The 24,765-nt window shown below is 66.2% G+C and carries 17 protein-coding genes; 11 read left to right on the forward strand and 6 right to left on the reverse strand.

From position 1 onward, the window contains the following. Nucleotides 1-95: 95 nt before the first annotated feature. Complete coding sequence (locus GGC47_RS25005) at nt 96-2,897, reverse strand: Rne/Rng family ribonuclease (protein WP_142021003.1); 2,802 nt, start codon at nt 2,895-2,897, stop codon at nt 96-98. 844 nt (nt 2,898-3,741) lie between these two features. Between GGC47_RS25005 and GGC47_RS25010 the strand changes: the two genes are divergently transcribed. The 3 genes from GGC47_RS25010 (at nt 3,742) to prfB (ending at nt 8,708) form a co-directional block, all read left to right on the forward strand. Further along, complete coding sequence (locus GGC47_RS25010) at nt 3,742-4,818, forward strand: N-acetylmuramoyl-L-alanine amidase (protein ID WP_185747845.1); 1,077 nt, start codon at nt 3,742-3,744, stop codon at nt 4,816-4,818. A 141-nt stretch (nt 4,819-4,959) separates the two neighbouring features. Continuing rightward, a complete protein-coding gene (locus GGC47_RS25015) occupies nt 4,960-7,404 on the forward strand; it encodes a penicillin-binding protein 1A (protein WP_038365742.1) in 2,445 nt (814 codons plus the stop codon). Nucleotides 7,405-7,579: 175 nt separating this feature from the next. Next, nucleotides 7,580-8,708 (forward strand): peptide chain release factor 2 gene (gene prfB / locus GGC47_RS25020; RefSeq protein WP_112762279.1). Its coding sequence is split into 2 segments (ribosomal slippage): nt 7,580-7,648 and nt 7,650-8,708, totalling 1,128 coding nucleotides; the frame shifts between segments, so codons are not numbered across the junction. Between the two features lie 161 nt (nt 8,709-8,869). On the opposite strand, the gene GGC47_RS25025 is transcribed toward prfB, so the two are convergent. Together GGC47_RS25025 and GGC47_RS25030 are read right to left on the reverse strand one after the other, a co-directional pair. Next, nucleotides 8,870-10,180 carry a M23 family metallopeptidase gene (locus tag GGC47_RS25025; protein WP_142021002.1) on the reverse strand — a complete coding sequence of 437 codons (1,311 nt, stop codon included), beginning with the start codon at nt 10,178-10,180 and terminating at the stop codon, nt 8,870-8,872. Between the two features lie 87 nt (nt 10,181-10,267). Next, on the reverse strand, nt 10,268-10,732 hold the full coding sequence (locus GGC47_RS25030; RefSeq protein ID WP_038365745.1) for a peroxiredoxin: 465 nt from the start codon (nt 10,730-10,732) through the stop codon (nt 10,268-10,270). A gap of 288 nt (nt 10,733-11,020) precedes the next feature. Between GGC47_RS25030 and GGC47_RS25035 the strand changes: the two genes are divergently transcribed. Continuing rightward, on the forward strand, nt 11,021-14,476 hold the full coding sequence (locus GGC47_RS25035; RefSeq protein WP_370955717.1) for a YhdP family protein: 3,456 nt from the start codon (nt 11,021-11,023) through the stop codon (nt 14,474-14,476). 181 nt (nt 14,477-14,657) lie between these two features. Here the strand turns inward: GGC47_RS25035 and tyrS are convergent, their stop codons facing one another. Both tyrS and GGC47_RS25045 read right to left on the reverse strand, forming a co-directional pair. Continuing rightward, a complete protein-coding gene (tyrS, locus tag GGC47_RS25040; RefSeq protein ID WP_142021000.1) occupies nt 14,658-15,911 on the reverse strand; it encodes a tyrosine--tRNA ligase in 1,254 nt (417 codons plus the stop codon). Between the two features lie 95 nt (nt 15,912-16,006). Then, complete coding sequence (locus GGC47_RS25045) at nt 16,007-16,234, reverse strand: DUF1127 domain-containing protein (RefSeq protein WP_142020999.1); 228 nt, start codon at nt 16,232-16,234, stop codon at nt 16,007-16,009. A gap of 121 nt (nt 16,235-16,355) precedes the next feature. Between GGC47_RS25045 and gcvA the strand changes: the two genes are divergently transcribed. After that, nucleotides 16,356-17,312, forward strand: coding sequence for a transcriptional regulator GcvA (gene gcvA / locus GGC47_RS25050; protein ID WP_142020998.1), 957 nt, complete (start codon nt 16,356-16,358; stop codon nt 17,310-17,312). Nucleotides 17,313-17,321: 9 nt separating this feature from the next. Here gcvA and GGC47_RS25055 read toward each other — a convergent pair whose 3' ends face one another. After that, a complete protein-coding gene (locus GGC47_RS25055; protein ID WP_038365751.1) occupies nt 17,322-17,993 on the reverse strand; it encodes an alpha/beta hydrolase in 672 nt (223 codons plus the stop codon). Nucleotides 17,994-18,304: 311 nt separating this feature from the next. Between GGC47_RS25055 and GGC47_RS25060 the strand changes: the two genes are divergently transcribed. From GGC47_RS25060 to GGC47_RS25085, 6 genes are all read left to right on the forward strand, one after another. Beyond that, nucleotides 18,305-19,507 carry a cysteine desulfurase family protein gene (locus GGC47_RS25060; RefSeq protein ID WP_185747844.1) on the forward strand — a complete coding sequence of 401 codons (1,203 nt, stop codon included), beginning with the start codon at nt 18,305-18,307 and terminating at the stop codon, nt 19,505-19,507. 62 nt (nt 19,508-19,569) lie between these two features. Then, nucleotides 19,570-21,042: a Fe-S cluster assembly protein SufB gene (sufB, locus tag GGC47_RS25065; protein ID WP_038365754.1), complete on the forward strand. Its 1,473-nt coding sequence runs from the start codon at nt 19,570-19,572 to the stop codon at nt 21,040-21,042. Between the two features lie 110 nt (nt 21,043-21,152). Next, entirely contained in the window at nt 21,153-21,905 is a 753-nt protein-coding gene (gene sufC / locus GGC47_RS25070; RefSeq protein ID WP_142020996.1) for a Fe-S cluster assembly ATPase SufC, read from the forward strand. Next, on the forward strand, nt 21,905-23,254 hold the full coding sequence (gene sufD, locus GGC47_RS25075; protein ID WP_038365757.1) for a Fe-S cluster assembly protein SufD: 1,350 nt from the start codon (nt 21,905-21,907) through the stop codon (nt 23,252-23,254). Before sufC ends, sufD begins: the two co-directional genes overlap by 1 nt. Then, nucleotides 23,254-23,460: a tautomerase family protein gene (locus tag GGC47_RS25080; protein WP_038365758.1), complete on the forward strand. Its 207-nt coding sequence runs from the start codon at nt 23,254-23,256 to the stop codon at nt 23,458-23,460. Before sufD ends, GGC47_RS25080 begins: the two co-directional genes overlap by 1 nt. Nucleotides 23,461-23,464: 4 nt before the next feature. Then, nucleotides 23,465-24,718, forward strand: coding sequence for a cysteine desulfurase (locus GGC47_RS25085; protein ID WP_133564319.1), 1,254 nt, complete (start codon nt 23,465-23,467; stop codon nt 24,716-24,718). Nucleotides 24,719-24,765: the final 47 nt, after the last annotated feature.

Raw genomic sequence — 24,765 nt, forward strand, 5'->3', positions numbered from 1 at the left:
GCTTCGCGGCTGCGGCCAATGGCTGGCGAGGTCGGATCATGAAAAAGGCCCGCTGCGGAGCAGCGGGCCTTTCGATCTTGCGATGTTCTCTCGGCTCAGGAACGGCCGGCGAGCTTGTTCCACCAACCACCGCGCTTCGGCCGTGTCGGATCCGGCTCGGTCAGGACGACCGCGACGGGCTCTTCGACGGGGCGCGGAGCGGGAGCCGGCTCGGGTTCCGGGGCAGGCGGCGCAGCGGCGGCGCTGGGCTCGGCCTCCGCAGCGGGCTCCACAGCAGCCTTGGCCGGCTTCTCGGCACGGGCAGGCGCCTCGGGCTCCACCGGCGCGGGCGCAGACCCGGCAGCACCTCCCTCGGTGATCGGAACGACCTTCTTCCGCGACCGGCTACGCTTCGGCTTTTCGGCTTCGACTGGCGCGGCTTCCGCGACGACGATATCGGCCGCGACCTCCTTGGCCGCCTCGGCCTCCTTCGTCGCCTTCGGCTTGCGGGCGCGGCTGCGCTTCGGCTTGGGCTCCTCGGCCGGAGACGCGGCTTCCTCGGCGGCTACCGCCTCGATTGCCGGAGCTTCGGTCGCGCTCTCGACGACGGTCTCGGCGCTTGCCGATTCCTCGCCCTCGTCATCATCGCCGCCTTCGCCGTCCTCGCTCGCGGTGCCTTCGCCCTGCATGTCCTGCTGGTCGCGCTCGCCACCCCGCCGACGACGCCGGCGCCGGCGGCGACGGCGGTTCTCTCGGCTCTCGGCCTCGCCTTCGCCGCGCTCCTCCTGCGCGTCGCCGGCGGCCGTCTCGCTGTCGCCGGTCTCGGCGTCGAGTGCGGCGGCCTCGGCGGCGGCGTCGAGTGCCTCGTCATCGACATCGGAGGCGACCGCCTCGGCCTTGAAGGGCGAAGGTACGACCCGGCCCTCATTACCGACGAACTCGCCGCGCTCCAGCTCGAAATAGCGGGTGCCGAGCAGGTTCACATCGGTCGAGATCGTGATCGCGATGGCGAAACGGTTTTCGAGATCGGCCAGATGCGCGCGCTTCTGGTTGAGGACGTAGAGCGCGACCTCCGGCCGGGTGCGGATGGTGAGGTTGTGCGAGGCGCTCTTGATCAGCGTCTCCTCCAGCGCGCGCAGAATCTGCAGCGCGACGGAGGGCGTCGAGCGGATCATGCCGGCGCCGGCGCAGTGCGGGCAGGGGATCGAGGAGCTCTCGAGCACGCCGGTGCGGATGCGCTGGCGCGACATCTCGAGCAGGCCGAAGGCCGAGATGCGCCCCAGCTGGATGCGGGCACGGTCGTCCTTGAGGCATTCCTTCAGCTTCTTCTCGACGGCCCGGTTGTTCCGGTTCTCCTCCATGTCGATGAAGTCGATCACGACGAGGCCGGCGAGGTCGCGCAGCCTGAGCTGGCGGGAGATTTCCTCGGCCGCTTCGAGATTGGTCTTGAGGGCGGTGTCCTCGATATTGTGCTCGCGGGTCGAACGGCCCGAGTTGATGTCGATCGCGACCAGCGCTTCGGTCTGGTTGATGACGAGGTAGCCGCCGGACTTCAGCGTCACCGTGTTCGAGAACATCGCGTCGAGCTGGCTCTCGACGCCGAAGGCGGCGAAGAGCGGGGTCTGGTCGCGATAGGGCTTCACGCTCTTGGCATGGCTCGGCATGAGCATGCGCATGAAGTCCTTGGCCTCGCGATAGGCCTCCTCGCCGGCGACGTGAACCTCGTCGATGTCCTTGTTGTAGAGGTCGCGGATCGAGCGCTTGACGAGGTTGCCCTCCTCATAGACCAGCGCCGGGGCGACGGAAGCCAGCGTCAGCTCGCGCACGCTCTCCCACATCCGCATCAGATATTCGTAGTCGCGCCGGATCTCGACCTTGGTGCGCGAGGCGCCGGCCGTGCGCAGGATCAGGCCCATGCCCTCCGGCACCTCCAGCTCCTGGGCGATCTCCTTGAGGCGCTTGCGGTCCTCGGCATTGGTGATCTTGCGCGAGATGCCGCCGCCCTTGCCGGTGTTCGGCATCAGCACCGAGTAGCGGCCGGCGAGCGAGAGATAGGTGGTCAGCGCCGCGCCCTTGTTGCCGCGCTCCTCCTTCACGACCTGGACCAGGATGATCTGGCGGCGCTTGATCACCTCCTGGATCTTGTACTGGCGGCGCGACTGGCGGTGCGGCCGCTCGGGCATGTCGTCGAGGGCGTCGCCGCCGCCGATCTGCTCGGGAGCCTCTTCGGCCTCGTCACCATGATCCTCGTCGTCGCCATCCTCGGGGTCGGAAGGCTTGCGAGCTTCCAACTGATTCTCGGACGAGGCGGCCTCGTCGGCCGATGCGACCGCTTCCGTCGTCTCGAAGGTCAGCGGCGCGGCGTTTTCGACGGCGTCCTCGGTCGCCGATTCGGCAATGGCCGGCGCGAAGGACTCGCCGAAAGCCGGCGCGCCCTCGTTGACCATGGCGGCCTGCTTGCCGTCGGTCTCGACATGTTCGCCAGCGCTCTCGCCAGCCGTCTCGATCTCGGCCGAGACGGTCTCGTCGGCAGCAGCCTTCTTGGCGCGGTGATCGCGGTCGCCACGGCGCCCGCGGTCGCGGCGGCCGCGCTTCTCGCGGCGCTCCTCGTCGCGCTCTTCGTCACGCTCGGCGCGCGCCTCGTCCTCGATGAGCGCCTGCCGGTCGGCGACAGGGATCTGGTAGTAGTCCGGGTGGATCTCGGAGAAGGCGAGGAAGCCGTGCCGGTTGCCGCCATATTCCACGAAGGCCGCCTGGAGCGACGGCTCCACGCGGGTCACCTTGGCGAGATAGATGTTGCCGCGGAGCGGCTTGCGGCTGGCGGATTCGAAATCAAACTCTTCGACGCGGGATCCGCGCACCACCACGACCCGGGTCTCTTCCGGGTGGGTGGCATCGATCAGCATTTTGTTGGCCATCAGAAATTTCCATGGGCGCGGCCGCTGGCAAGACCCGCGAGGCTGCGGACAAGAATCCGCTGCCGCGAGCCAGGGCGCCGCTGAAGGGCCGGCGCGAGCCGGCATGTTGCAGGAGGGAGAATTCGGTCGAGACAGGAAGGCGGCTGGGGAAGGCAGAGCGAACGAAACGCCCAGCGCAATCCCGCAGGTTTGAATGCTTCACCGATGATACGTGCGGCGTCGCTTGCCCCGTCATCTGCCCTGACCTGCGGCGCGCCCGTCTCTCGACAGGACGCTCCGCGTTTGCACGCTCGCGAGACAGGGCAGGGCGCTGAACTCGCGATCCCGGCCCGCCCTCTGCGGACGATCCATTACGGTCGACCTGCTGCCACCACCCGGATGGGCGGAGGCCCAACCTGCTCCGGACGCCGACGGATGGTTCGATCCGGATGTGTCCTATGGGCAGGTTGGCGGGCAACCATGTTCCATTACAGATAGGTCACAGTGATTTGCAAGTCACATCGCAACCGGATCGCGCGGAACGCATGGCGGCGCGGTTCATCGCGCGATGATGTCGTGGTAACGGCCTGTTAGGAATTCGGGTCGCTATGGTTAAGTCTTGGTGACGACAAGCGGGATTTTTGAGCTGTTTTCACGCATCCGCCAGGTCGAATCGGGCTTTTTCCGGGCTGTGGGGCGCTGGAGAGCGGTTTCGCGCGCGTGGTCCCGTGTCTGGCCGATGGTGGGGCTTTGCATCCTTCTTGGCGCCGTTCCGGCGTTCGGCGAGCCAGGCAGGTCGCAGAGCGAATTTCCCGTCGCGACTGATGCGCGGCTCGAGCAGCAAGGCGACATCGTCAAGCTGACCATGGCGCTTTCGACCGTCATCGACGTCGAGGCCTGGGTGCAGGCAGCGCCCGACCGCGTCATTGTCGAGATGCCATCGACGAATTTCCAGATTCAGCCCGGCGCCCGCAAGACCGCCGGCTTCATCGGCGCCTATCGCTACGGGCTGTTCACGGCCGACAAGGCCCGAATCATCATCGACCTTTCGCAGCCGGCGGCGATCGCGAAGGCCGAGGTTCGTGCCCTTCGGGGCGGGCTCGGCGAACTGGTGATCGAGCTCCGGAAGACTGGTCGCACCGAATTCCTGGCCGAGGCCGCCAAGGCGAGGAAGCCGAACGTCACGGCCGCGCTGCCGACGCCGGCGAAGCCCACGGGAGAGGCGCGCCGCACGATCGTCATCGATCCCGGTCATGGCGGCATCGACCCCGGTACGCTCGTCGCCTCGATTGCCGAGAAATCGGTGGTGCTGAATTTCGGCCTTGCGCTGAAGCAGCAGCTCGAAGCCTCCGGCCGCTATCGCGTGGTGATGACCCGTGACGACGACCGCTTCGTGTCGCTCGGCGACCGGGTGAAGATCGGGCAGGACGAAAAGGCGGACCTGTTCATCTCGATCCATGCCGATTCGCTGACGCAGGCCCAGGATGTCCGGGGTGCCACCGTCTATACGCGCTCCGAACGGGCGACCGACGCCGAGGCTGCCAGGCTCGCCGCCAAAGAGAACCAGGCCGATGCCGTGGCGGGGCTGGAAACCAGCGAGGAGGTGCAGGACGTCGCCGGCATCCTGATCGATCTGGCACGGCGCGAGACCCGCACCTTCTCGGGTGTCTTCGCCCGCAATCTGGTCGAAAAGATGGGGGCCTCGGTCCGGATGCACAAGATCCCGCTGCGCTCCGCGCGGTTCTGGGTGCTGAGCGCGCCGGACGTGCCTTCGGTGCTGATCGAGCTCGGCTACATGTCGAGCCCGAAGGATGCCGAGCTGTTGACTTCCGCCGAATGGCGCGGAAAAGCGGTTGGTGCCGTCGGTGCGGCGGTGGACGAGTACTTTGCCCGGGAGCGTGCCTCTGTCGGGCAGGCAGCCGAGAACCGGCACGCGCCTTAAGTTCGCGAGATGGTGTCAAGTTGACACGAATTGTGGTCGCGAAGCCACGGTTCCGCCATCACGGTCATGTTATAGCTTGCCGTTGCAAAGCGCCCCGTTTCGGCGCGTGCCGGGTGGCAGAGATGGGGTCCGGGACCTGAGATGCGGTTTATCCTGCGAATCTTCGGATGGTTGTTCGCTGCCGGCACGATCGCTTTCGTGATCGGCGCGGCCGTGCTCGGCGGCCTGATCTGGCATTATTCCAGGGATCTGCCGGATTACGCCCAGCTTCGGAACTACGAGCCGCCGGTGATGACCCGCGTCCATGCGGGCGACGGCAGCCTGATCGCCGAATATGCCCGCGAGCGCCGGCTCTACATCCCGATCCAGGCGGTGCCGAAGCTCGTCGTCGATGCCTATATCTCGGCCGAGGACAAGAATTTCTACAAGCATATGGGCGTCGATCCCGAGGGCCTCGCCCGCGCCGCGATCTATAACTTCCGCAACCGCGGCGCCAATCGCAGGCCGCAGGGCGCCTCGACCATCACCCAGCAGGTGGCGAAGAACTTCCTCGTCGGCTCGGAGCAGTCGCTCGAGCGCAAGATCCGCGAGGCGCTCGTCGCGCTGAAGCTCGAATCGACCTACTCGAAGGACAAGATCCTCGAGCTCTATCTCAACGAGATCTATCTCGGCGCGCCGGCGCCGGGGCTCGGCAGCTACGGCATCGCCGCGGCGGCGCTGAACTATTTCGGCAAGTCGGTGCATGAGCTGAACCTGCAGGAGGCCGCCTATCTCGCGGCGCTGCCGAAGGCGCCGAGCGATCTGCAGCCCTTCCGCAATACCGATCGGGCGATCGAACGCCGCAACTACGTGATCGACCGCATGGTCGAGAACGGTTACGTCAAGCGCGACGTCGCCGAAGCCGCCAAGAAGCAGCCGCTCGGCGTCAATCCGCGCCAGGTCTCGCCGAACAACATCGCCGCCGGCTATTTCGCCGAGGAAATCCGCCGCGAATTGCAGGATCGCTATGGCGAGAAGAAGCTGCTCGAAGGCGGCCTGTCGGTCCGTGCCACGGTCGATCCCAAGATCCAGCTGACGGCGCGCAAGGCGCTGGTCGACGGTCTCGTGCGGTTCGACGAGGCGCGCGGCTGGCGTGGCGCCATCCAGAAGCTCGATATCGCCGGGCAGGACTGGGGCAAGGCGCTCGGCGAATTGCCGGTGCTGGGCGATGTGGCGCCCTGGCGGCTCGCCGTGGTGCTCGACGCCAACGGCGACAGCGCCAGGCTCGGCCTGCATCCGTTGCGCGACAATGCCGGCAACCTCAACACCCGCCGCGAAACGGTCACGCTAGCTGCGGACGGGATCAAATGGACCCGCCGTGGCCGTGTCTCGCAGGTGGTTTCGGCCGGCGATGTCGTCTATGTCGAACCGATCGAGAACCGGCCGGGCTATGCCCGCCTGCGTCAGCTGCCGGAGGTCAATGGCGCCATTGTCGTGATGGACCCGTTCTCCGGCCGCGTGCTCGGCATGGTCGGCGGCTTCTCGCACGACCAGTCGGAGTTCAACCGCGCCACCCAGGCGATGCGCCAGCCGGGCTCGTCCTTCAAGCCCTTCGTCTATTCGACGGCGCTGGACAATGGCTACACCCCGTCCAGCATCATCCTCGACGCGCCGATCGAGATCGACCAGGGGCCGGGGTTGGGCATGTGGCGGCCCGAGAACTTCGACGGCAAGTCGGTGGGGCCGCGCACGCTGCGCTACGGCATCCAGTTCTCGAAGAACCTGATGACGGTGCGCCTGGCCAAGGATGTCGGCATGCCGCTGATCGCGGAATATGCCCGCCGCTTCGGCATCTATGACGATCTCCAGCCCGTGCTCTCGATGGCGCTCGGCGCCGGCGAGACGACGGTGATGCGGATGACGGCGGCCTATTCGATGCTGGTCAATGGCGGCAAGCGCATCCGGCCGACGCTGATCGACCGCATCCAGGACCGCACCGGCTCCACCATCTTCCGGCACGACCAGCGCGTCTGCGAGGGCTGCAATGCCGATAAATGGGCGAACCAGACCGAGCCGCGCCTCATCGACAACCGCGAGCAGGTCATCGACCCGCTGACGGCCTACCAGATGGTCTCGATCCTGGAAGGCGTGGTCAATGCCGGTACGGCGACCGTGGTGAAGTCCGTCGGCAAGCCGCTCGCCGGCAAGACGGGCACGACCAACGATGCCAAGGACGTCTGGTTCGTCGGCTTCTCGCCGGACCTCGCCGTCGGCGTCTATATGGGCTTCGACAAGCCGAAGTCGCTCGGCACCTCCGCGACGGCGGGCCAGTATGCCGCGCCGATCTTCCGCGATTTCATGACGGTGGCGCTCAAGGACAAGCCCGCGACGCCGTTCCGCGTGCCGGCCGGCATCAAGCTGATCCGCGTCGATCCACGCACCGGCATGCGTGCCGGCGGCGAGGGCGGCATCCTCGAGGCCTTCAAGCCCGGCACTGCGCCGCCCGACAGCTATTCCGTCGTCGGCTCGGGCGACGGCAGCGCCCCGTTCGCCGCGCCGGCGGGTGGCGGGCGCGCGGTCGGCTCGGGCACCGGCGGCCTCTACTGACCAGCGCTTTTCACGATGCAGCAAGGCCCGGATACGCATCCGGGCCTTGTCTTTGCCGGTGAGGGTGAACGCCCCCCGGGACCCGCAAGATGAGGCGGGCGTTTACAGCGCGGTCTTTCGCCCCTATCTCAGCGCTACGAATCCAAGACTGACAACGGAAGATCTGACGACGATCATGCGCCCCGAAATCCAGACGCAACTCGATAACGCCAAGCAGTCGATCGGACTGCTGAGGAGGCATCTTTGACTGGGATGAAGCCCAGCGCCGCCTAGCGGAACTCAACGCCCTCTCGGAGGGGCCCGATTTCTGGAACGATGCCGAAGCCGCGCAGAAGCTGATGCGCGAGCGCACCGGGCTCGAGACCCAGATCGAGGGCATCGGGAAGCTCGAGCGCGAGCTCGACGACGCTCTGACGCTGATCGAACTCGGCGAGATGGAGGGCGACGACGCCACCGTCACCGAGGGCGAGCAGGCGATCAAGGCCGTTCAGGACGAAGCGGCGCGGCTGCAGGTCGAGACCTTGCTCTCGGGCGAAGCCGACATGCTCGATACCTATGTCGAAATCCATCCCGGCGCGGGCGGCACCGAAAGCCAGGACTGGGCCGAGATGCTGTTGCGCATGTATCGGCGCTGGGGCGAGCGGCGAAAGTTCAAGGTCGAGACGCTCGAATACCAGGACGGCGACACGGCCGGCATCAAATCGGCGACGCTGCAGTTCAAGGGCCACAACGCCTATGGCTGGCTGAAGACCGAATCGGGTGTGCACCGCCTCGTGCGCATCTCGCCCTTCGATTCGAATGCCCGGCGGCAGACCTCGTTCGCGTCGATCTGGGTTTATCCCGTCGTCGACGACCGCATCGTCATCGACATCAACGAATCGGACTGCCGCATCGACACCTATCGTGCCCAGGGCGCCGGCGGCCAGCACATCAACACCACGGATTCGGCGGTGCGCATCACGCATATCCCGACCGGCATCGCGGTGTCCTGCCAGCAGGAGCGCTCGCAGCACAAGAACCGGGCCAAGGCCTGGGACATGCTGCGCGCGCGCCTCTACGAGGTCGAGCTTAAGAAGCGCGAGGAAAAGGCCAATGCCGAGCAGGCCTCCAAGACCGATATCGGCTGGGGCCACCAGATCCGCTCTTATGTGCTGCAGCCCTATCAGCTCGTGAAGGATCTGCGCACTGGCGTGAGCTCGACAGCGCCTGCCGACGTGCTCGACGGCGATCTGGACGCGTTCATGGAGGCGTCGCTGGCCCAGCGCGTTTACGGCACCCAGGTCGAGGTCGAGGATATCGACTAGGCCCGACATCGCCATTCCGGCGCGCAACGGCACGGTTCGGAGCCCATGAGCGCGGAAACTGAAAAAGGGCGGCAATCATGCCGCCTTTTTGCTGCGCCGTGTTCATGGGCTCCGGACTCATTGCTGCGCAATGCCCGGGAATGACAAAGGGGCTCTGCGCATCAGAGAATGTTCGCCAGCTTGCTGCCGGCATTGAGGAAGCGGGTCGGATCGACCGGCTCCTCGTTGATCCGGGTTTCGTAATGCAGATGCGGGCCGGTCGAGCGGCCGGTCGTGCCGACCTTGCCGACCACCGTGCCGGCCTTCACCATCTGGCCGACCGAGACGGAGATCGCCGACATATGAGCATAGCGCGTGCTCAGCCCGTTGGCGTGCTCGACCTCGACCATGTTGCCGTAGCCGCCGTTATATTCGGCCGCCACGACTTTTCCGGGCGCGGTGGCGAGGATCGGGGAGCCCGGCGCGGCGCGGAAATCGACGCCGGTATGCATTGCCAGCCCCCGCGTGAAGGGATCGGTGCGGTAGCCGAAATTCGAGGTGAAGTCGTGATCGCCTGTCATCGGCCGGCCGAGCGGCATCTGCTCGGCGAGGCCGCGCAGGCGAATGAGAGAGGTCAGACGCGGCTGCAGCGCGGTCAGGGTCGCCTCGAAGGGGCCGGCCGAGGGATCGAGCTTCACCGGTACCAGCGGGCCGCCGACGCCGCCATCGACGATGGCCGGGGCAGCCATGCGGTCGGTGTCGAGCCCGGTTTCCGCGAGCGCGCTGCGCAGCTTCTTCTGCGCCTCCGCGACCTTCTGGTCCATCTCCTTGAGGGCGTCGAGCTGCGCGTCGGAGGTTCGGGCCATGGCCTTGTCGAGCTTCTCCAGGCTCGCCTCGACCCGCTTGGCGGGGGGCTCGGGCGGGGCGACCTCGCCCGACTGCCAGCCATTCTGGGCGTTGGCCTCGGCGCCGCGCAGCGCTGGCGTCTCGGGGGCAGGGGTCGGCTTGCTCGGCATGATCGGCGCGAAGCTCGTCACGCCCGAGGCCCGAATCGCTTCCTCGGGCTTGGCCACGCGTGGGCGCAGGGGAAGCCTGTTGGCCGGCAGGACGCCGTTGGATTGCAATGCATCGGTCATCGCCGTCACGAGCGACTGTCGCGATTCGAGCTCGGCCTGGCGGGTTGCCAGCTCGTCGACGCGTGACTCGACACCGTCCTGGTCGAGCAAGGCGCGGCTGGCATAACGGTCGACATCCGCACGCAGGGCGGCGATGCGGTCCTCATAGGCGTATTGCCGCGTCGTCTCGCGGGCGATCATGCGGGCGGCGAGGTCGTCCTTGCTGAGGATGTACCAGCCGGCGGTGCCGCTGCACGCCGTCATCAGCGCGAGCCAGCCCAAACCCATGAGCATCGTCGAACGGCGGATGGTGTAGGTCTTGTGGACGACGAGCCCGCTGACCGGGAGGGACGGGGCTGTGTGAGGCTGTGCATGCATACGCGGTACCGGGGGAAACGCTGCCGATACCGTCATTAGGGATTGTTAGGGTTAATCTTTCGCAAAGACCGCGCCGATGTCGAGGCTCTACAAGGCTCGCGCCGCGGCCAGAACCGCCTCGGCATGGCCGGCGACCTTCACTTTGCGCCAGATCCGCGCGATCCGTCCGTCGGCGTCGATCAGGAACGTGGCCCGCTCGATGCCCATGAACTTTCGGCCATACATGCTCTTCTCGACCCAGATGCCATAGGCGTTGGCGAGAGCCTGGCCCTCATCGGCCAGGAGCGTCAGGTCGAGCTCGTATTTCTGCTTGAAGCGATCGTGCCGCGTAGCCGGGTCAGGCGAGACGCCGACGATCTCGGTGCCGCAGGCGGCGAAATCAGGACGGAGCCGGTTGAAGTCGATCGCCTCTCGCGTGCAGCCGGTCGTGTCGTCCTTGGGGTAGGCGTAGAGCACCAGTTTGCGCCCCCGAAAGCCGGCCAGCGTGACCTCGCCACCGCCATCGCGCGGCAGACGGAAATCCGGGGCCGCATCACCTTCCTGCAAAACCATCGTTTCCGCCTTCCTTTTGTCGCCTTCGGGGGGCATGGACCGCCGCAGCCGCTAGATTTGAGTAGGATCGGTTCTCCGATCGGGTTCGTGTGCCCGACGAAACCCGTCCCTCACTGGCCGGGGAGCGGCGCGATCTGGCGAAAGACGAGGCAGCCGCCGGTTACGGGTTGCCGAATCGCATCGTCAGGTCACATCGACATCCATGCCGTCTCCCGAGATTGCGGCAAGGGGCGCTTTTGCTGCACCTTGTCGGAAGCGGCACCGACGCCCGAGAGGACCACGCGCATTTTGGCGGAGCAGAAAGCAAAGGTTGCGCTTGCCGGGCAGGGCGAGCCGGCGCCGCAGGGCGCGGCCTGCGATGCGGAGGTCGTGAAGAAGCGCGCCAGGGCCGGCTTGATCACAATCTGTGTCGCGATCGTGGTCGCTGCCGTGGTGCTGGCCGGCGCGGCCGTGACGCTGCTCGTCACCGGGATCATTCCGCTCTCCGGTCTCGAAGGGCGAATCTCGTCCGCGATCGAGGAGCGGCTGGGGCCCGACTGGAAGGTGGAGGCCGCCTCGGCCGAGCTCGGCCGCATCGACGGGCATTCTCAGCTCAGGGTCAGGCAAGTCTCGTTCCGTCACTCGAGCGGCGCCGTCATCCGGGCGCCGGAGGCGATCCTCGGCTATGAGCCGATGGCGCTGCTCAAGGGCGATATCCGCCTGGTCTCGATCGACCTGCGCGGCGTCAACGTCCGGCTCGGCGTCGACAAAAACGGCGCGCTCGTCGTGAACGCCGATTCGGCTCCCGCAGAGACACCGCCACCCGCGACGGTTCCCGATGCCGCGCAGTGGAATGCCTTCACCGGCATCATGAGCGCGATCTCGACGCTGGCGCGCGGCGACGGGCTGCTCGGCGCACTGGAGAACGCCGGCATCAACGGCGCCCGCCTTTCGCTGGTCGATCCCGAGGGGCGCCAGAAGGCCGGCTTCGAGGATGTCGAGATCCGGCTGTCGCGGATCGGCGAGCGCGGCACGCGCCTGACGATGAAGGGCCGCACGGGGCAACGCTGGAAGGAGATGGCGGTCGATCTCACCACCGAAGCCGACGGAACCCAGCGCGCCGATATCGATATCCAGCGCTTCGAGCCGGCCGAGGCCGTCGCGCTGGCCTTCGGGACGGGCGGGATGGAGCTGGAGGGCCTCCCCCTTCAGGGCAAGGCGACGCTGCGGCAGACGCCCGACGGCAAGCAGTCGATCACGGCCAAGATCGACGTCCAATCCGGTTCGATCCGCTTCCCGGAGAGCCCGATGCCGACCGTCAAGCTCGCTTCGGCCCATTTGGAGGTGGCCAGCGGCCCCGATCTGACCCAGCTCAACATCGTGCGGGCCGAGATCGATGCCGGCGCGACGCATTTCGTCTCCTCCGGTTCGCTGCGCGAGGATAGTGGCGGCTGGCGTCTCGAACTCGACGCCAAGGGACAGCTCGCCGGGCTCGATGGCGACCCGGCGGTGCAGATGGACGGCCTGAAGGCCAATCTCAAAATCGATCCCGCCAATGGCGCGGTCGGAGTGGATGAGCTCAGCATCCGCGGTCCCAAGGCCAAGGTCGACATGACCGCCTTCGTCCAGCGCGTCGGCAGTTCCCCGCTGCAGCGCTTCCATGTCAAGGCGATTGATTCCGATCCGAGGGCACTTCTGGCGATCTGGCCGAAGTTCACCTCCCCGGACGTGCACAACACGCTGGAGCGGCAACTCGCGGCCGGGCACATGAAGTCGTTGACCGTCGATCTCGACCTGCCGGCGGAGGATCACGCCAAGCTCATCCATGGCGGCGGCATGCCCGACGGCGCCTTGCTCGTCGTCATCGACGCTGATCAGGTGCGATATCTGCCCGACCCCGGCCTGCCGCCCCTTACGGATGCGGTGGTTGCGGGCAAGGTCACGGGGCGCGCGGTGCAACTTGCGATCGGCCAGGCGATGGCCGATCTCGGCAATGGCCGCGGCATGCGGCTGAGCGAAGCCAGCTTCGCGATGCCGGACTACTGGATACATCGCGCCCCGGCGAATATCGCGTTTCGGATCGCCGGCTCGATGGATTCGCTGACCGCTCTGCTGGGCTTTCCGGCGCTGAAGGACTTCACCCCGGGCCAGATCGACCCCGCTGCGATCAAGGGCGCGAGCGACCTCAAGGTCGCGCTCACCCTGCCGCTGGCGAACGACCTGAAGACGGAGGAGGTGTCGATCAGCGGCAACGGCATCCTGTCCAATGTCGCATCCGACACGATGCTGGGAACCGAGAAGCTCGACGCCGGCTCCTTCACGATGAATTTCGATCGCAACGGCCTGGCGCTGCGTGGCGACGCGAAGGTCGGCGGCGACAAGACGCAAATCGAGATCAAGCAGAATGCGAAGGGGCAGGGCGATGCGACACTGCTGCTCTCCCTCGATGCGGCGGCACGGCAAAGACGAGGCATCGGACCGGATTCCGGTATTTCCGGCGCGCTGCCGGTCAAGGTGGTGAAAAGCTTCAGCAAGGGCCAACTGAACACGCCACCGCGGGTCGAGATCGACCTGACCAAGGTCGGGCTCGACGGAACGATACCGGGCCTGAGCAAGCCGGCCGGACGGCCGGGCAAGGTCAGCTTCAACTACATCCTCGATACCGACGGGCCCGATCTCGACGATTTCTCGTTCGATGCAGGCAGTGCGCAGATCAGGGGGCGCGTCGAGCTCAACAAGCAGAACGGGCTGGAGAGTGCGAGCCTGACGCAGTTCCGTCTCTCGCCGGGTGACAACCTCAAGCTCGACATCAAGCGGGACGGCGGCGTCACCAAAGTCATTGTCCGCGGCGCGGTGGCCGATCTGCGGCCCTTCATCAAGGACGTTCAGAGCCCGGCCCAGGCGCCGCGTGGCGATCGCTCGGCGCAGCAGAAGGGCGGCGACTATGACGTCGATCTCGACGTGCCGATCCTGACCGGCTTCAACAACGAGGCGATCACCAACGGCACGCTGAAATTCTCCAAACGCGGCGGCGATCTGCGCATGGTCAATTTCCAGGGGCGCATCGGCAAGGCCGACGTGACTGTCAGGCAGCGCCAGAGCGAGGGCGGCAAGCTCGTCGTGCAGACGGAGAATGGCGGCTCGCTGCTGCGCTTCCTCGATCTCTACAACAAGGCCTATGGCGGCGACCTCATCCTGACCATGGGGACAGGCGAGAACCAGAGCGGCGACCTGCTGTTCCGCAACTTCCTCGTGCGCAACGAGCCGGCGCTGCGACGCGTCGTCGGCACCTCGTCGAGCAGCGCCTTCACGGGCGAGCGTACCGGAGGCGACCCACCGGACGTCCGCATCGACGTCAGCGAAGTCGCCTTCACCAAGCTGCGCGCCGAGTTCACCCGCTCCGCCAGCCGGCTCGACGTCTCGGACATGGTGATCTGGGGCCAGCAGGTCGGCTTCACCCTTCAGGGCCATGTCGATTATGGCCGCGACCGCGTCGACATCGGCGGCACCTTCGTGCCCGGCTATGCCTTCAACAACGCCTTCGCGCAGGTGCCGGTGGTGGGGGCGCTGCTCGGCGGCGGCAGCCAGTATGGCGGGCTCTTCGCGGTGAATTTCCGCATTTCCGGCCCGGCCAGCGCGCCGAACATGACGATCAACCCGCTCTCCGCGCTTGCGCCGGGCATCCTGCGCCGCTTCGTCGATCCGCTCGGCGGGGCGCCCGAGCAGCGGCCGGTCCAGCCGGGGCAGGCGCCGCCACGGCCCTGAGCGATACTGGCGAGGCGAGATTTGCCGTCACGCTTGGGCCTGCCCCGAGCGTCTCGTGGAGGAACGGCGCTTCTCACGGCGAGACATTCCCGGACTGCGCCTCACTTAGCCCGGGAATGACGGCGCGACCGATGAGGTTGCTGTTCTTGCCGAAGCTGTTTTTGCCGGATCGGGCCTGTGCCTATTCCGGCCGCAGCAGGACGTGCTTCTTCTTGCCGAAGGAGAGCTTGACCGCCCCATCCGAGGTCAGATCGGCGAGGCCGAGCGTGGCGCGCTCGTCCGTGACGACGACATCGTTGACGCGCAAGCCTCCGGCCTTGACCTGCCGACGCGCCTCACCGGTCGAGGGCACGAGCCCCGCTTTGACGAAGGCGCTGAGCACGCCAAGGCCCGGCTCGATCTCGCCGCGGGGGATCGTGACGCTCGGCAGGTCGGTCGCGAGGGCGCCTTCCTCGAAGGTCTTGCGCGCCGTCTCGGCAGCGGCTTCGGCGGCCTCGCGGCCGTGGACGATCGCCGTGATCTCGGTCGCGAGGATCTTTTTCGCCTCGTTGACCTCGGCACCGCCGAGCGCAGCGAGCCGGGCGATCTCGTCCATCGGCAGGCGCGTGAATACCTTGAGGAAGCGGCCGACATCGGCATCCTCGGTGTTGCGGAAATACTGCCAGAAATCATAGGGGCTGAAGACGTCGGCATTGAGCCAGACCGCGCCATTGGCGGTCTTGCCCATCTTGGCGCCGGACGAGGTCGTCAGCAGCGGCGTCGTCACGCAGTAGAGCTGCGGGCCGCCCATCCGGTGCGAAAGATCGACGCCGTTGATGATGTTGCCCCACTGATCGGACCCGCCCATCTGCAGCCGGCAGCCATAGCGGCGGTTGAGCTCGACGAAGTCGTAGCCCTGCATGATCATGTAGTTGAATTCGAGGAAGGATAGCGACTGCTCGCGGTCCAGCCTAAGCTTCACCGAATCGAAGGACAGCATGCGGTTGACCGAGAAATGCCGGCCGACATCGCGCAGGAACTCGACATAGTTCAGCTTCAGCAGCCAGTCGGCATTGTTGGCCATCATCGCGTCGGTCGGGCCGTCGCCATAGCGTAGGATGCGGCCGAAGACGCGCTTGATGCTCTCGATATTGGTGGCGATCTCCTCGACGGTCAGCAGCTTGCGCTGGTCGTCGCGGAAGGAGGGGTCGCCCACCATGGAGGTGCCGCCGCCCATCAGCGTGATCGGGCGATGGCCGGTCTCCTGGAACCAGTAGAGCATCGTCAGCGAGATCAGGTTGCCGATATGGATCGAGGTCGCGGTCGCGTCATAGCCGACATAGGCCGTCTGGGTTCCCTGCCGGCACAGAGCATCGAGGCCGGCCGGGTCGGAGACCTGGTGGATGAGGCCGCGCTCGTCGAGTACGCGCAGGAAATCGGATTTGTAGGTGGTCATGGCGGCTTGCGATCTGGCGTTTGTGGGTCCGCCGTCGTCTAGAGCATGTTCCGCCAAAGTGGAAACCGCTTTTGCGGCGAAGGCGCCGGCGGCCTTCATCCGGGAATGCGGTTGAGCCATAATCCGGCAGCGTCGCTAGGATGCGGCGGGTCCACGACATCGCGCGAGAGCCCGAGGTCGCAAAGCGCGCGGTCGTCCAGCATGGCGAGGCGGCGCTGCGTGCGGGCAACAGCCGCATGACGCTGCCAGGACGCCAGCAGGCCGAGCAGGAAGGAGGCGCCGGCCCGGGGGGCGAGCGGTGCCGTTTGCGATAGGCAGGTCATGATCCGATCCTCGGAGGGGGCAGGCGATGCGCCTGGTGGTGTGAGGTGAATCTGAGCCGGATGGCGCGGGACGACAAAGCGGAAGATTGTCACCTGCCATAAAGAGGGCTTATGGTTCGGCATGCCCGCGCATCCGCCGCCGCCACCAAAGCTTCCTCCGCTCGCCGCGGTCCGCGTTTTCGAGGCTGCGGCGCGCCACCAGAACTTCACCCGCGCGGCCGAGGAACTCGGCATGACGCAGGCGGCGGTGAGCTACCAGATCCGCTTGCTGGAGGACCGAGTGGGCGCCGCGCTGTTCGTGCGCCAGCCCCGCCAGGTCGTGCTGACGGCGATCGGGCAACGCCTCGCCGGGCCGGTGGCGAAGGCGCTCGCCGATATCGGCACGGTGTTTCGCGATCTCTGCGAGGAAAACCAGACGGTCCTGACGATCTCGGCGTTGCAGACGATGGCGATCACCTGGCTTTCACCGCGCCTCGCCCAGTTCCAGATCGAGAACCCGCAATTCGAGGTGCGGGTCGGGACCTCGGAGCATCTCGTCAACTTCGCGACGGAGTCGGTCGACCTGGCCTTGCGCTTCGGGATGGGCGAATGGCCCGGGCTGGTCGCGGAGAAGCTCTTCGCCTGCCACTACGCACCGCTCTGCACGCCGGAACTGCGCGAGCGGCTGCAATTGCGCGAGCCGCAGGACCTGCTGCGGGCCCCGCTGCTCAGCCCGACGGATGATTGGTGGGCAAACTGGTTCGCCGATGTCGGTATCGCGGCGCCGAAGCCCGGCGGACGGGCCACGATGGCGTTATCGATGCAGGCGATGAACATCCAGGCGGCGCTGCGCGGGCATGGCGTCGCGATGGCGGCGCCGGAACTCTTCGCCTATGACATCGCGGCCGGGCGGCTGGTCTTCGCCATTGAACACGCAGTGCGGGGCGACCGCTCCTATTGGATCGTCTATCCACCGGAGCGCCAGCGCGAGCGCAAGATCAGGTTGTTCCGCGACTGGATTCTGGCGGAGGCCCGGGCAGCTTCCATGAAGCTGCCCGTACTCGAGGGAAGCCGGAGCGCGACCGCCCCGGCTGCCTGATCGTCCGGATCAGGCCTGTTCCTGCTCCGACTTGATGATCTCCGGCCCGACCTTGCCGTCGAGATAGACGCCGACCTGTTCCATGAGCTGCTCGACGCGACCGTCGAAGAAGTGGTTCGCGCCCTCGACCACGGCATGCTCGATCTGGATGCCCTTCTGGGTCTTCACCTTCTCGATCACCGCCATCACCTCCTTGACCGGGGCGACGCGATCCTCCGAGCCATGGACGAACAGGCCGGAAGACGGGCAGGGCGCCAGGAAGGAGAAATCGTAGCGGTTCGCCATCGCCGCGATCGAGAGAAAGCCCTCGATCTCGGGGCGGCGCATCAGCAATTGCATGCCGATCCAGGCGCCGAAGGAAACGCCCGCGATCCAGCAGTTCTTGGCCTCGGGGTTGAGCGCCTGCATCCAGTCGAGCGCGGCAGCCGCGTCCGAGAGCTCGCCGGCGCCGTGGTCGAAATGGCCCTGGCTGCGGCCGACGCCACGGAAATTGAAGCGCAGCGCCGAGAAACCCCGGTTCACGAAGGTGTAGAACAGGTTGTAGACGATCTGGTTGTTCATCGTCCCGCCGAATTGCGGGTGCGGATGCAGGATGATCGCCAGCGGCGCGCCCCGCTTCTTGGCGGGCTGGTAGCGCCCCTCGATCCGGCCTGCCGGACCGTTGAAAATCACCTCTGGCATCGTCTTACCGCCTTTTGTTGACGATGCCGGCAGGGGCGGAGCCTGGGGCGGCCGAATGCCGCTCCTAAAGCCCGCCGCCCTTGACGGCACCACCTCGTGCGCCCTAGATAAAGAGCGCTTAGAATGGTTCTAACAGCCGTGAACGAACGAAGAACAAAACGGTATGCCGCTCTCGGAAACCGGTTCGACCTCGTTCTGGCCGGTTCGGACGGGCGGCTATAGCACGGCGCACAGGTGCGATTTCAAGCATTTCGTGTCGAGCCCGTGAGATCGCGGCCCGCGATGAAGAAGATGGAGCAGGCAGGACGGTGATGGCGGCAAGGCGCGCCTATCTCGACCACAATGCCACGACCCCGGTGCGGCCGGAGGCGGTGGAGGCGGTCGCGCATGCGTTGGCCCTGCCCGGCAACCCGTCCTCCGTCCATGGCGAAGGGCGCGCGGCCCGCGGCGCGATGGAACAGGCGCGCGAGCAGGTCGCCGCGCTCGTCGGTGCGAAGGCCGCGAATATCGTCTTCACCAGCGGCGGCACCGAGGCGAATGTCACCGTGCTCTCGCCCGGACTGATGGATTGCGATGGCGGCCGCGATTGTGTGCGGGTCCCGGCGTCGCTCCTGCTTCGCAGCGCGAGCGAACATGCCTGCGTGCGCGATGGACATCGCTTCGCCGCCGGTTCCGCCGAGGAAATCCCTGTCGATGGCGACGGGCTCGTCGATCTCGTCTGGCTGGAGGCGCGGCTTGCCCGCTTCGCCGCCGAGATGCCTGGCGCGCGGGCGCTGGTCTCGATCCATCTCGCCAATAACGAGACCGGAGTGATCCAGCCGGTCGCCGAGGCCGCTGTCATCGTTCACCGTCATGGCGGGCTTTTGCACAGCGATGCCGTGCAGGCTGCCGGCAAGATACCGGTCGATATCGTGGCGCTCGGTGCCGATGCGCTGACGCTGTCGGCCCATAAGATCGGCGGGCCGAAGGGGATCGGCGCTATCGTCTTCCGCACCGGCGCGCTCGAACTCGCGGACAAGCCGATGCGTGGCGGTGGTCAGGAGCGTGGCTGGCGGGCTGGAACCGAAAACTTGCCGGGAATCATTGGCTTCGGCGCCGCGGCTGAAGTTGCGCGCAAGGTTCTGGGCGAGGAGGCGGCCCGGCTTGCCGTGTTGCGCGACAGGCTCGAAGCCGGCTTGTTGGCGCTTGCGCCGGAGACCGCGATCTTCGGCCGCCCGGTGGAACGCCTGCCCAATACCAGCGCCTTCGCGACGCCCGGCCTGAAGGCCGAGACGCTTCTGATCAAGCTCGACCTGATGGGCGCTGCGCTGTCCTCCGGTTCGGCCTGCTCCTCGGGGAAGGTCAAGCGTTCGCATGTGCTCGATGCGATGAAAATCGACCCTGCCATGAGCGCAGGGGCCTTGCGGGCCTCGCTCGGATGGACCACCTGCGAGGCGGACATCGATCTTTTCCTCGCGGCCTACGAAAAGCTCGTGGCTGCGCAAGCCGATCGGGGCGCCCGGGCTGCCGCCTGACGCGTTCCGCAACACGAAGAAATTGAACCGGCGGGCCTTGAACCCGCACTGGAGACTGAGAAATGGCAGCGGTCCAGGAGACCATCGATCAGGTCAAGTCGATCGACGTGACCGAATACAAATACGGCTTCGTCACGGAGCTCGAGGTCGACAAGCCGGCCAAGGGCCTGACCGAAGACACCGTGCGCTACATCTCTGCGCGCAAGAACGAGCCCGAATGGATGCTCGAATGGCGGCTCGACGCCTTCCGTCGCTGGAAGACCATGACCGAACCGACCTGGTCGCGCGTGAACTATCCGCCGATCGACTACCAGGACCTCTACTACTATGCCGCGCCGAAGAAGGGCGCTTCGCCGAAGTCCCTCGACGAGGTCGATCCGGCGATCCTTGAGACCTACAAGAAGCTCGGCATCCCGCTGCGCGAGCAGGAAATCCTCGCCGGCGTCGCGCCGGAGAACCGCGTCGCCGTCGATGCGGTGTTCGATTCCGTTTCAGTGGTCACGACCTTCAAGAAGGAGCTGGCGCAGGCCGGCGTGATCTTCTGCTCGATCTCGGAAGCGATCCAGGAACACCCCGAGCTGGTGAAGAAGTATCTCGCCACCGTGGTGCCGGTGACGGACAATTATTTCGCCACGCTCAACAGCGCGGTCTTCACCGACGGCTCCTTCGTCTATGTGCCGAAGGGCGTGCGCTGCCCGATGGAGCTGTCGACCTATTTCCGCATCAACGAGCAGAACACCGGCCAGTTCGAGCGCACGCTGATCATCGCCGACGAGGGCGCTTATGTCAGCTATCTTGAAGGCTGCACGGCTCCCAAGCGCGACGAGAACCAGCTCCACGCGGCGGTGGTCGAGCTGATCGCGCTCGACGATGCCGAGATCAAGTACTCGACCGTGCAGAACTGGTATCCGGGCGATGCCGAGGGCAAGGGCGGCATCTACAACTTCGTGACCAAGCGCGGCGATTGCCGCGGCAAGAACTCGAAGATCTCGTGGACGCAGGTCGAAACAGGATCGGCGATCACCTGGAAATACCCGTCCTGCATCCTGCGCGGCGACGGCTCGCGCGGCGAGTTCTACTCGATCGCGGTGTCGAACGGGGCGCAGCAGGTCGATAGCGGCACCAAGATGCTGCATCTCGGCAAGAACACGACCTCGAAGATCATCGCCAAGGGCATCGCGGCCGGCAAGTCCGACTCGACCTATCGCGGCATGGTTTCGGCCCATCGCAAGGCGACGGGCGCGCGCAACTTCACCAACTGCGACTCGCTGCTGATCGGCGACCAGTGCGGCGCGCACACCATCCCCTATATCGAGGCCAAGACCGCGACCGCGATCTTCGAGCATGAGGCGACGACCTCGAAGATTGGCGAGGACCAGCTCTTCTACTGCCAGCAGCGCGGCCTCTCCGAGGAGGAGGCGGTGGCGCTGATCGTCAACGGCTTCGTCAAGGAGGTGCTGCAGCAGCTCCCGATGGAATTCGCCGTCGAGGCGCAGAAGCTGATCACCATTTCCCTTGAAGGCTCCGTGGGCTGACGCCCGATCGTTTCCGAGATGCCCGGGGCAAGCCCGGGCATGACGCCGAGACCAAGCGCGTCATGGTCGGGCCCGACCCGACCATCTCCTGCAAGATGGAACTCTGAACAATGCTCGAAATTCGCAATCTGGTCGTCAAGATCGCCGACGAGGACAAGCAGATCCTCAACGGCCTCAACCTCACCGTGAACGATGGCGAGGTCGCCGCGATCATGGGGCCGAACGGCTCCGGCAAGTCGACCCTGTCCTATGTCATCGCCGGCAAGGAGGACTATGAGGTCCTCGACGGCGAGATCCTGCTCAACGGCGAGAACGTGCTGGAGATGGAGGCCGACCAGCGCGCTGCGGCCGGCATCTTCCTCGCCTTCCAGTACCCGCTGGAGATCCCCGGCGTCGCCACCATGACCTTCCTGAAGGCCGCGATGAACGCGCAGCGCAAGGCGCGCGGGCAGGACGAGCTTCTGACGCCGGACTTCATCAAGCAGGTCAACGCCGCCGCCGACAAGCTCGGCATCGCCAAGGACATGCTGCGCCGTCCGCTCAATGTCGGCTTCTCCGGCGGTGAGAAGAAGCGCATGGAAATCCTTCAGATGGCTCTGCTTTCGCCGTCCATGTGCATCCTCGACGAGACCGATTCCGGCCTCGACATCGACGCGCTGCGCATCGTCGCCGAGGGCGTCAACGCGCTCCGCGACAAGAACCGCGGCTTCCTCGTCATCACCCACTATCAGCGCCTGCTCGACCATATCGTGCCGGACACCGTCCACGTCATGTCGAAGGGCAGGATCGTGAAGACCGGCGGCAAGGAGCTGGCGCTCGAGCTCGAGAAGTCGGGTTACGCGTCCTATGGGGAGGCCGCCTGATGGCCATCGTCACCCCGCTGAAGACGGCGGCCGAGCAGACGCTGATCCAGCAGTTCGCTGACAGCAAGGCCGAGCTGCCGGGCGGCCCGGCTGTACGCAAGCTGCGCGAGGACGCCTTCGCCGGCTTCGAGGCCAAGGGCCTGCCGCATCGCCGGCTCGAATCCTGGCGCTATACCGACCTGCGCGCGTTGCTGCGCGAGGCCCGTCCGCTCGCCGACGGCGCCGCCGTCACCGAGGCGGTCAAGGCTCGCCTGGCCGCGCTGAAGCTCGACGGCCTGCGCCTCGTCCTGGTCGACGGCGTCTTCGCGCCCGACCTCTCGACGCTCGACGACATTCCGGAAGGCGTTTCGGTGCAGTCGCTGTCCGAGGCACTGGTCTCTCAGCGCGAGGGCCTGTCCCGCGTGCTGTCCGGCCCCTCGGTCGGCGCCGACGATACCGGGCTGATGCTCAACACCGCACTGATGCGCGACGGCGTCTTCGTCGAGATCGCCGAGGGCCGGAATCTGGAGCAGCCGATCGTCATCGTCTCCCTCGCTTCCGGCCATGAGGAGCGGGCGGTGTTCCACCGTTCGGTCGTGCTGGCGGCGCAGGGCAGCCGGGCGACCATCGTCGAGGTCAGCGAGGCGGCCGGCGAGGCGGCCCAGCAGATCAACGGCGCCATCGTCTTCGAGACCGGCGACGAGAGCGAGATCCAGCATGTCCGCATCGTGACGCGGCAGGCCGCGGCGAGCGTGCAGGTGCAGAGCCTGCTCGCGACCGTCGGCGCCCAGGCCAAGTTCGACTCCTTCGCCTTCGTCGCCAGGGCCGGCACGCTGCGCCAGCAGCATTTCGTCCGCTTTGCCGGCGAGCACAGCGAAATCGGCCTGCGCGGCGTCAATCTGCTGCGCGGCTCGGAGCATTCCGACGTCACGCTGATCGTCGACCATGAGGTGCCGCACGGCACCAGCCGCGAATTGTTCAAGACGATCGCCGGCGGCGAGTCGACTGGCGTCTTCCAGGGCAAGGTCGTCGTACGCCCGCATGCGCAGAAGACCGATGGCAGCATGAAGAGCAACGCGCTGCTGCTGAATGACGGCGCGACGATGTTCAACAAGCCGGAGCTCGAGATCTTCGCCGACGACGTGGTCTGCGGCCATGGCGCGACCGTCGCGCAGATCGACGGCGACCAACTCTTCTACCTGATGGCGCGCGGCCTGCCGCGGCCCCAGGCGGAGGCGCTGGTGCTGCAGGCCTTCGCCGGCGAGGCGGCCGAGTTCATCGGCGACGAGAATGTGCGCGAGCTCGTCATGCACGAGGTCGAGTCCTGGCTCCAGGCCCGCGAGGCCGCCTCCGAGGTGAGCACCGTCTGATGCCCTACATTAATCTCCAGATCACGAAGGGCGCGACGCGCGAACAGAAGGCGCAGATCGTCAAGGAGTTCACCGAGACCCTGGTGAAGGTGCTCGGCAAGAACCCGCAGAACACCCATATCGTGATCCAGGAGATCGAGCGGGAGGATTGGGGGCATGCCGGCGCGCTCGTCGCCGACCGGCAGCCCGGTACCGGAAAGGCGTGAGCATATGAACGCGGTGACCGGCCAGCCCGTACTGAAGCCCTATGACGTCGCGACGATCCGGCGGGATTTCCCGATCCTGTCGCGCGAGGTTTATGGCAAGCCGCTCGTCTATCTCGACAATGCCGCCTCGGCCCAGAAGCCGAACGTGGTGATCGATACGATGTCGAAGCTGATGCGCGAGGATTATTCCAACGTCCATCGCGGGCTGCATTACCTCGCCAATGCCTCGACCGAAGCCTATGAGGCGGCGCGCGAAAGCGCGCGGCGCTTCCTCAACGCCAAACATCTCGAGGAGATCGTCTTCACGCGCTCCTCGACCGGCGCGCTCAACACCGTCGCGTCCTCGCTCGGGCGCCACCTGAACCTCGGCGAGGGCGACGAGATCATCGTCTCGATCCTCGAGCACCACTCCAACATCGTGCCCTGGCATTACTGGCGCGAGCGGCATGGCGCCGTGCTGAAATGGGCACCGATCGACGAGGACGGCAATTTCCTCATCGAGGAATTCGAGAAGCTGATCACTCCGCGTACCAAGGTCGTGGCGCTGACGCATATGTCGAACGCGACCGGCACCATCGTGCCGATCGCCGAGGTGGCGAAGATCTGCCGCGCGCATGGCATTCCGCTCGTCGTCGACGGCAGCCAGGGCGCGGTGCATCTGCCGGTCGACGTGCAGGCGCTGGGCTGCGACTTCTATGCTTTCACCGGCCACAAGACCTATGGACCGACCGGTTCCGGCGTGCTCTGGGGCCGCAAGGAATGGCTCGACAAGCTGCCGCCCTATGAAGGCGGCGGCGAGATGATCGTGACCGTCACGGAAGACACCGTGACCTATAACGACCCGCCGCACCGTTTCGAGGCCGGCACGCCGGCGATCGTCGAGGCTGTGGGGCTGGGCGTCGCGCTGGACTACATGATGGCGCTCGGCCGCGAGAACATCGCCGCCCATGAGGCGAAGCTCGGCGCCTACGCGATGGAACGTCTCGGCGAGATGAATTCGATCCGCATCTTCGGCAAGGCACGGGAGAAGGGTGCGATCGTCGCCTTCGAGATGAAGGGGGCCCATGCCCATGACGTCGCGACTGTGATCGACCGCGCCGGTGTCGCAGTTCGCGCGGGTACCCATTGCGCGATGCCGCTTTTGGCACGATATGGGGTGACATCGACCTGCCGCGCCTCCTTCGGCCTCTACAATACGCTGGAAGAGGTCGACAAGCTGGTGGAAGCCCTGCGGAAGGCCGAAAACCTGTTCGCATGATATCGAGGATACGAGCCTTGGCCACGTCCGAACCCATCGCGCTGAAG

The organism is Allobosea sp. OAE752 (assembly GCF_050433265.1).
In the GTDB taxonomy this organism is placed as follows: Bacteria; Pseudomonadota; Alphaproteobacteria; order Rhizobiales; family Beijerinckiaceae; genus Allobosea; species Allobosea spartocytisi.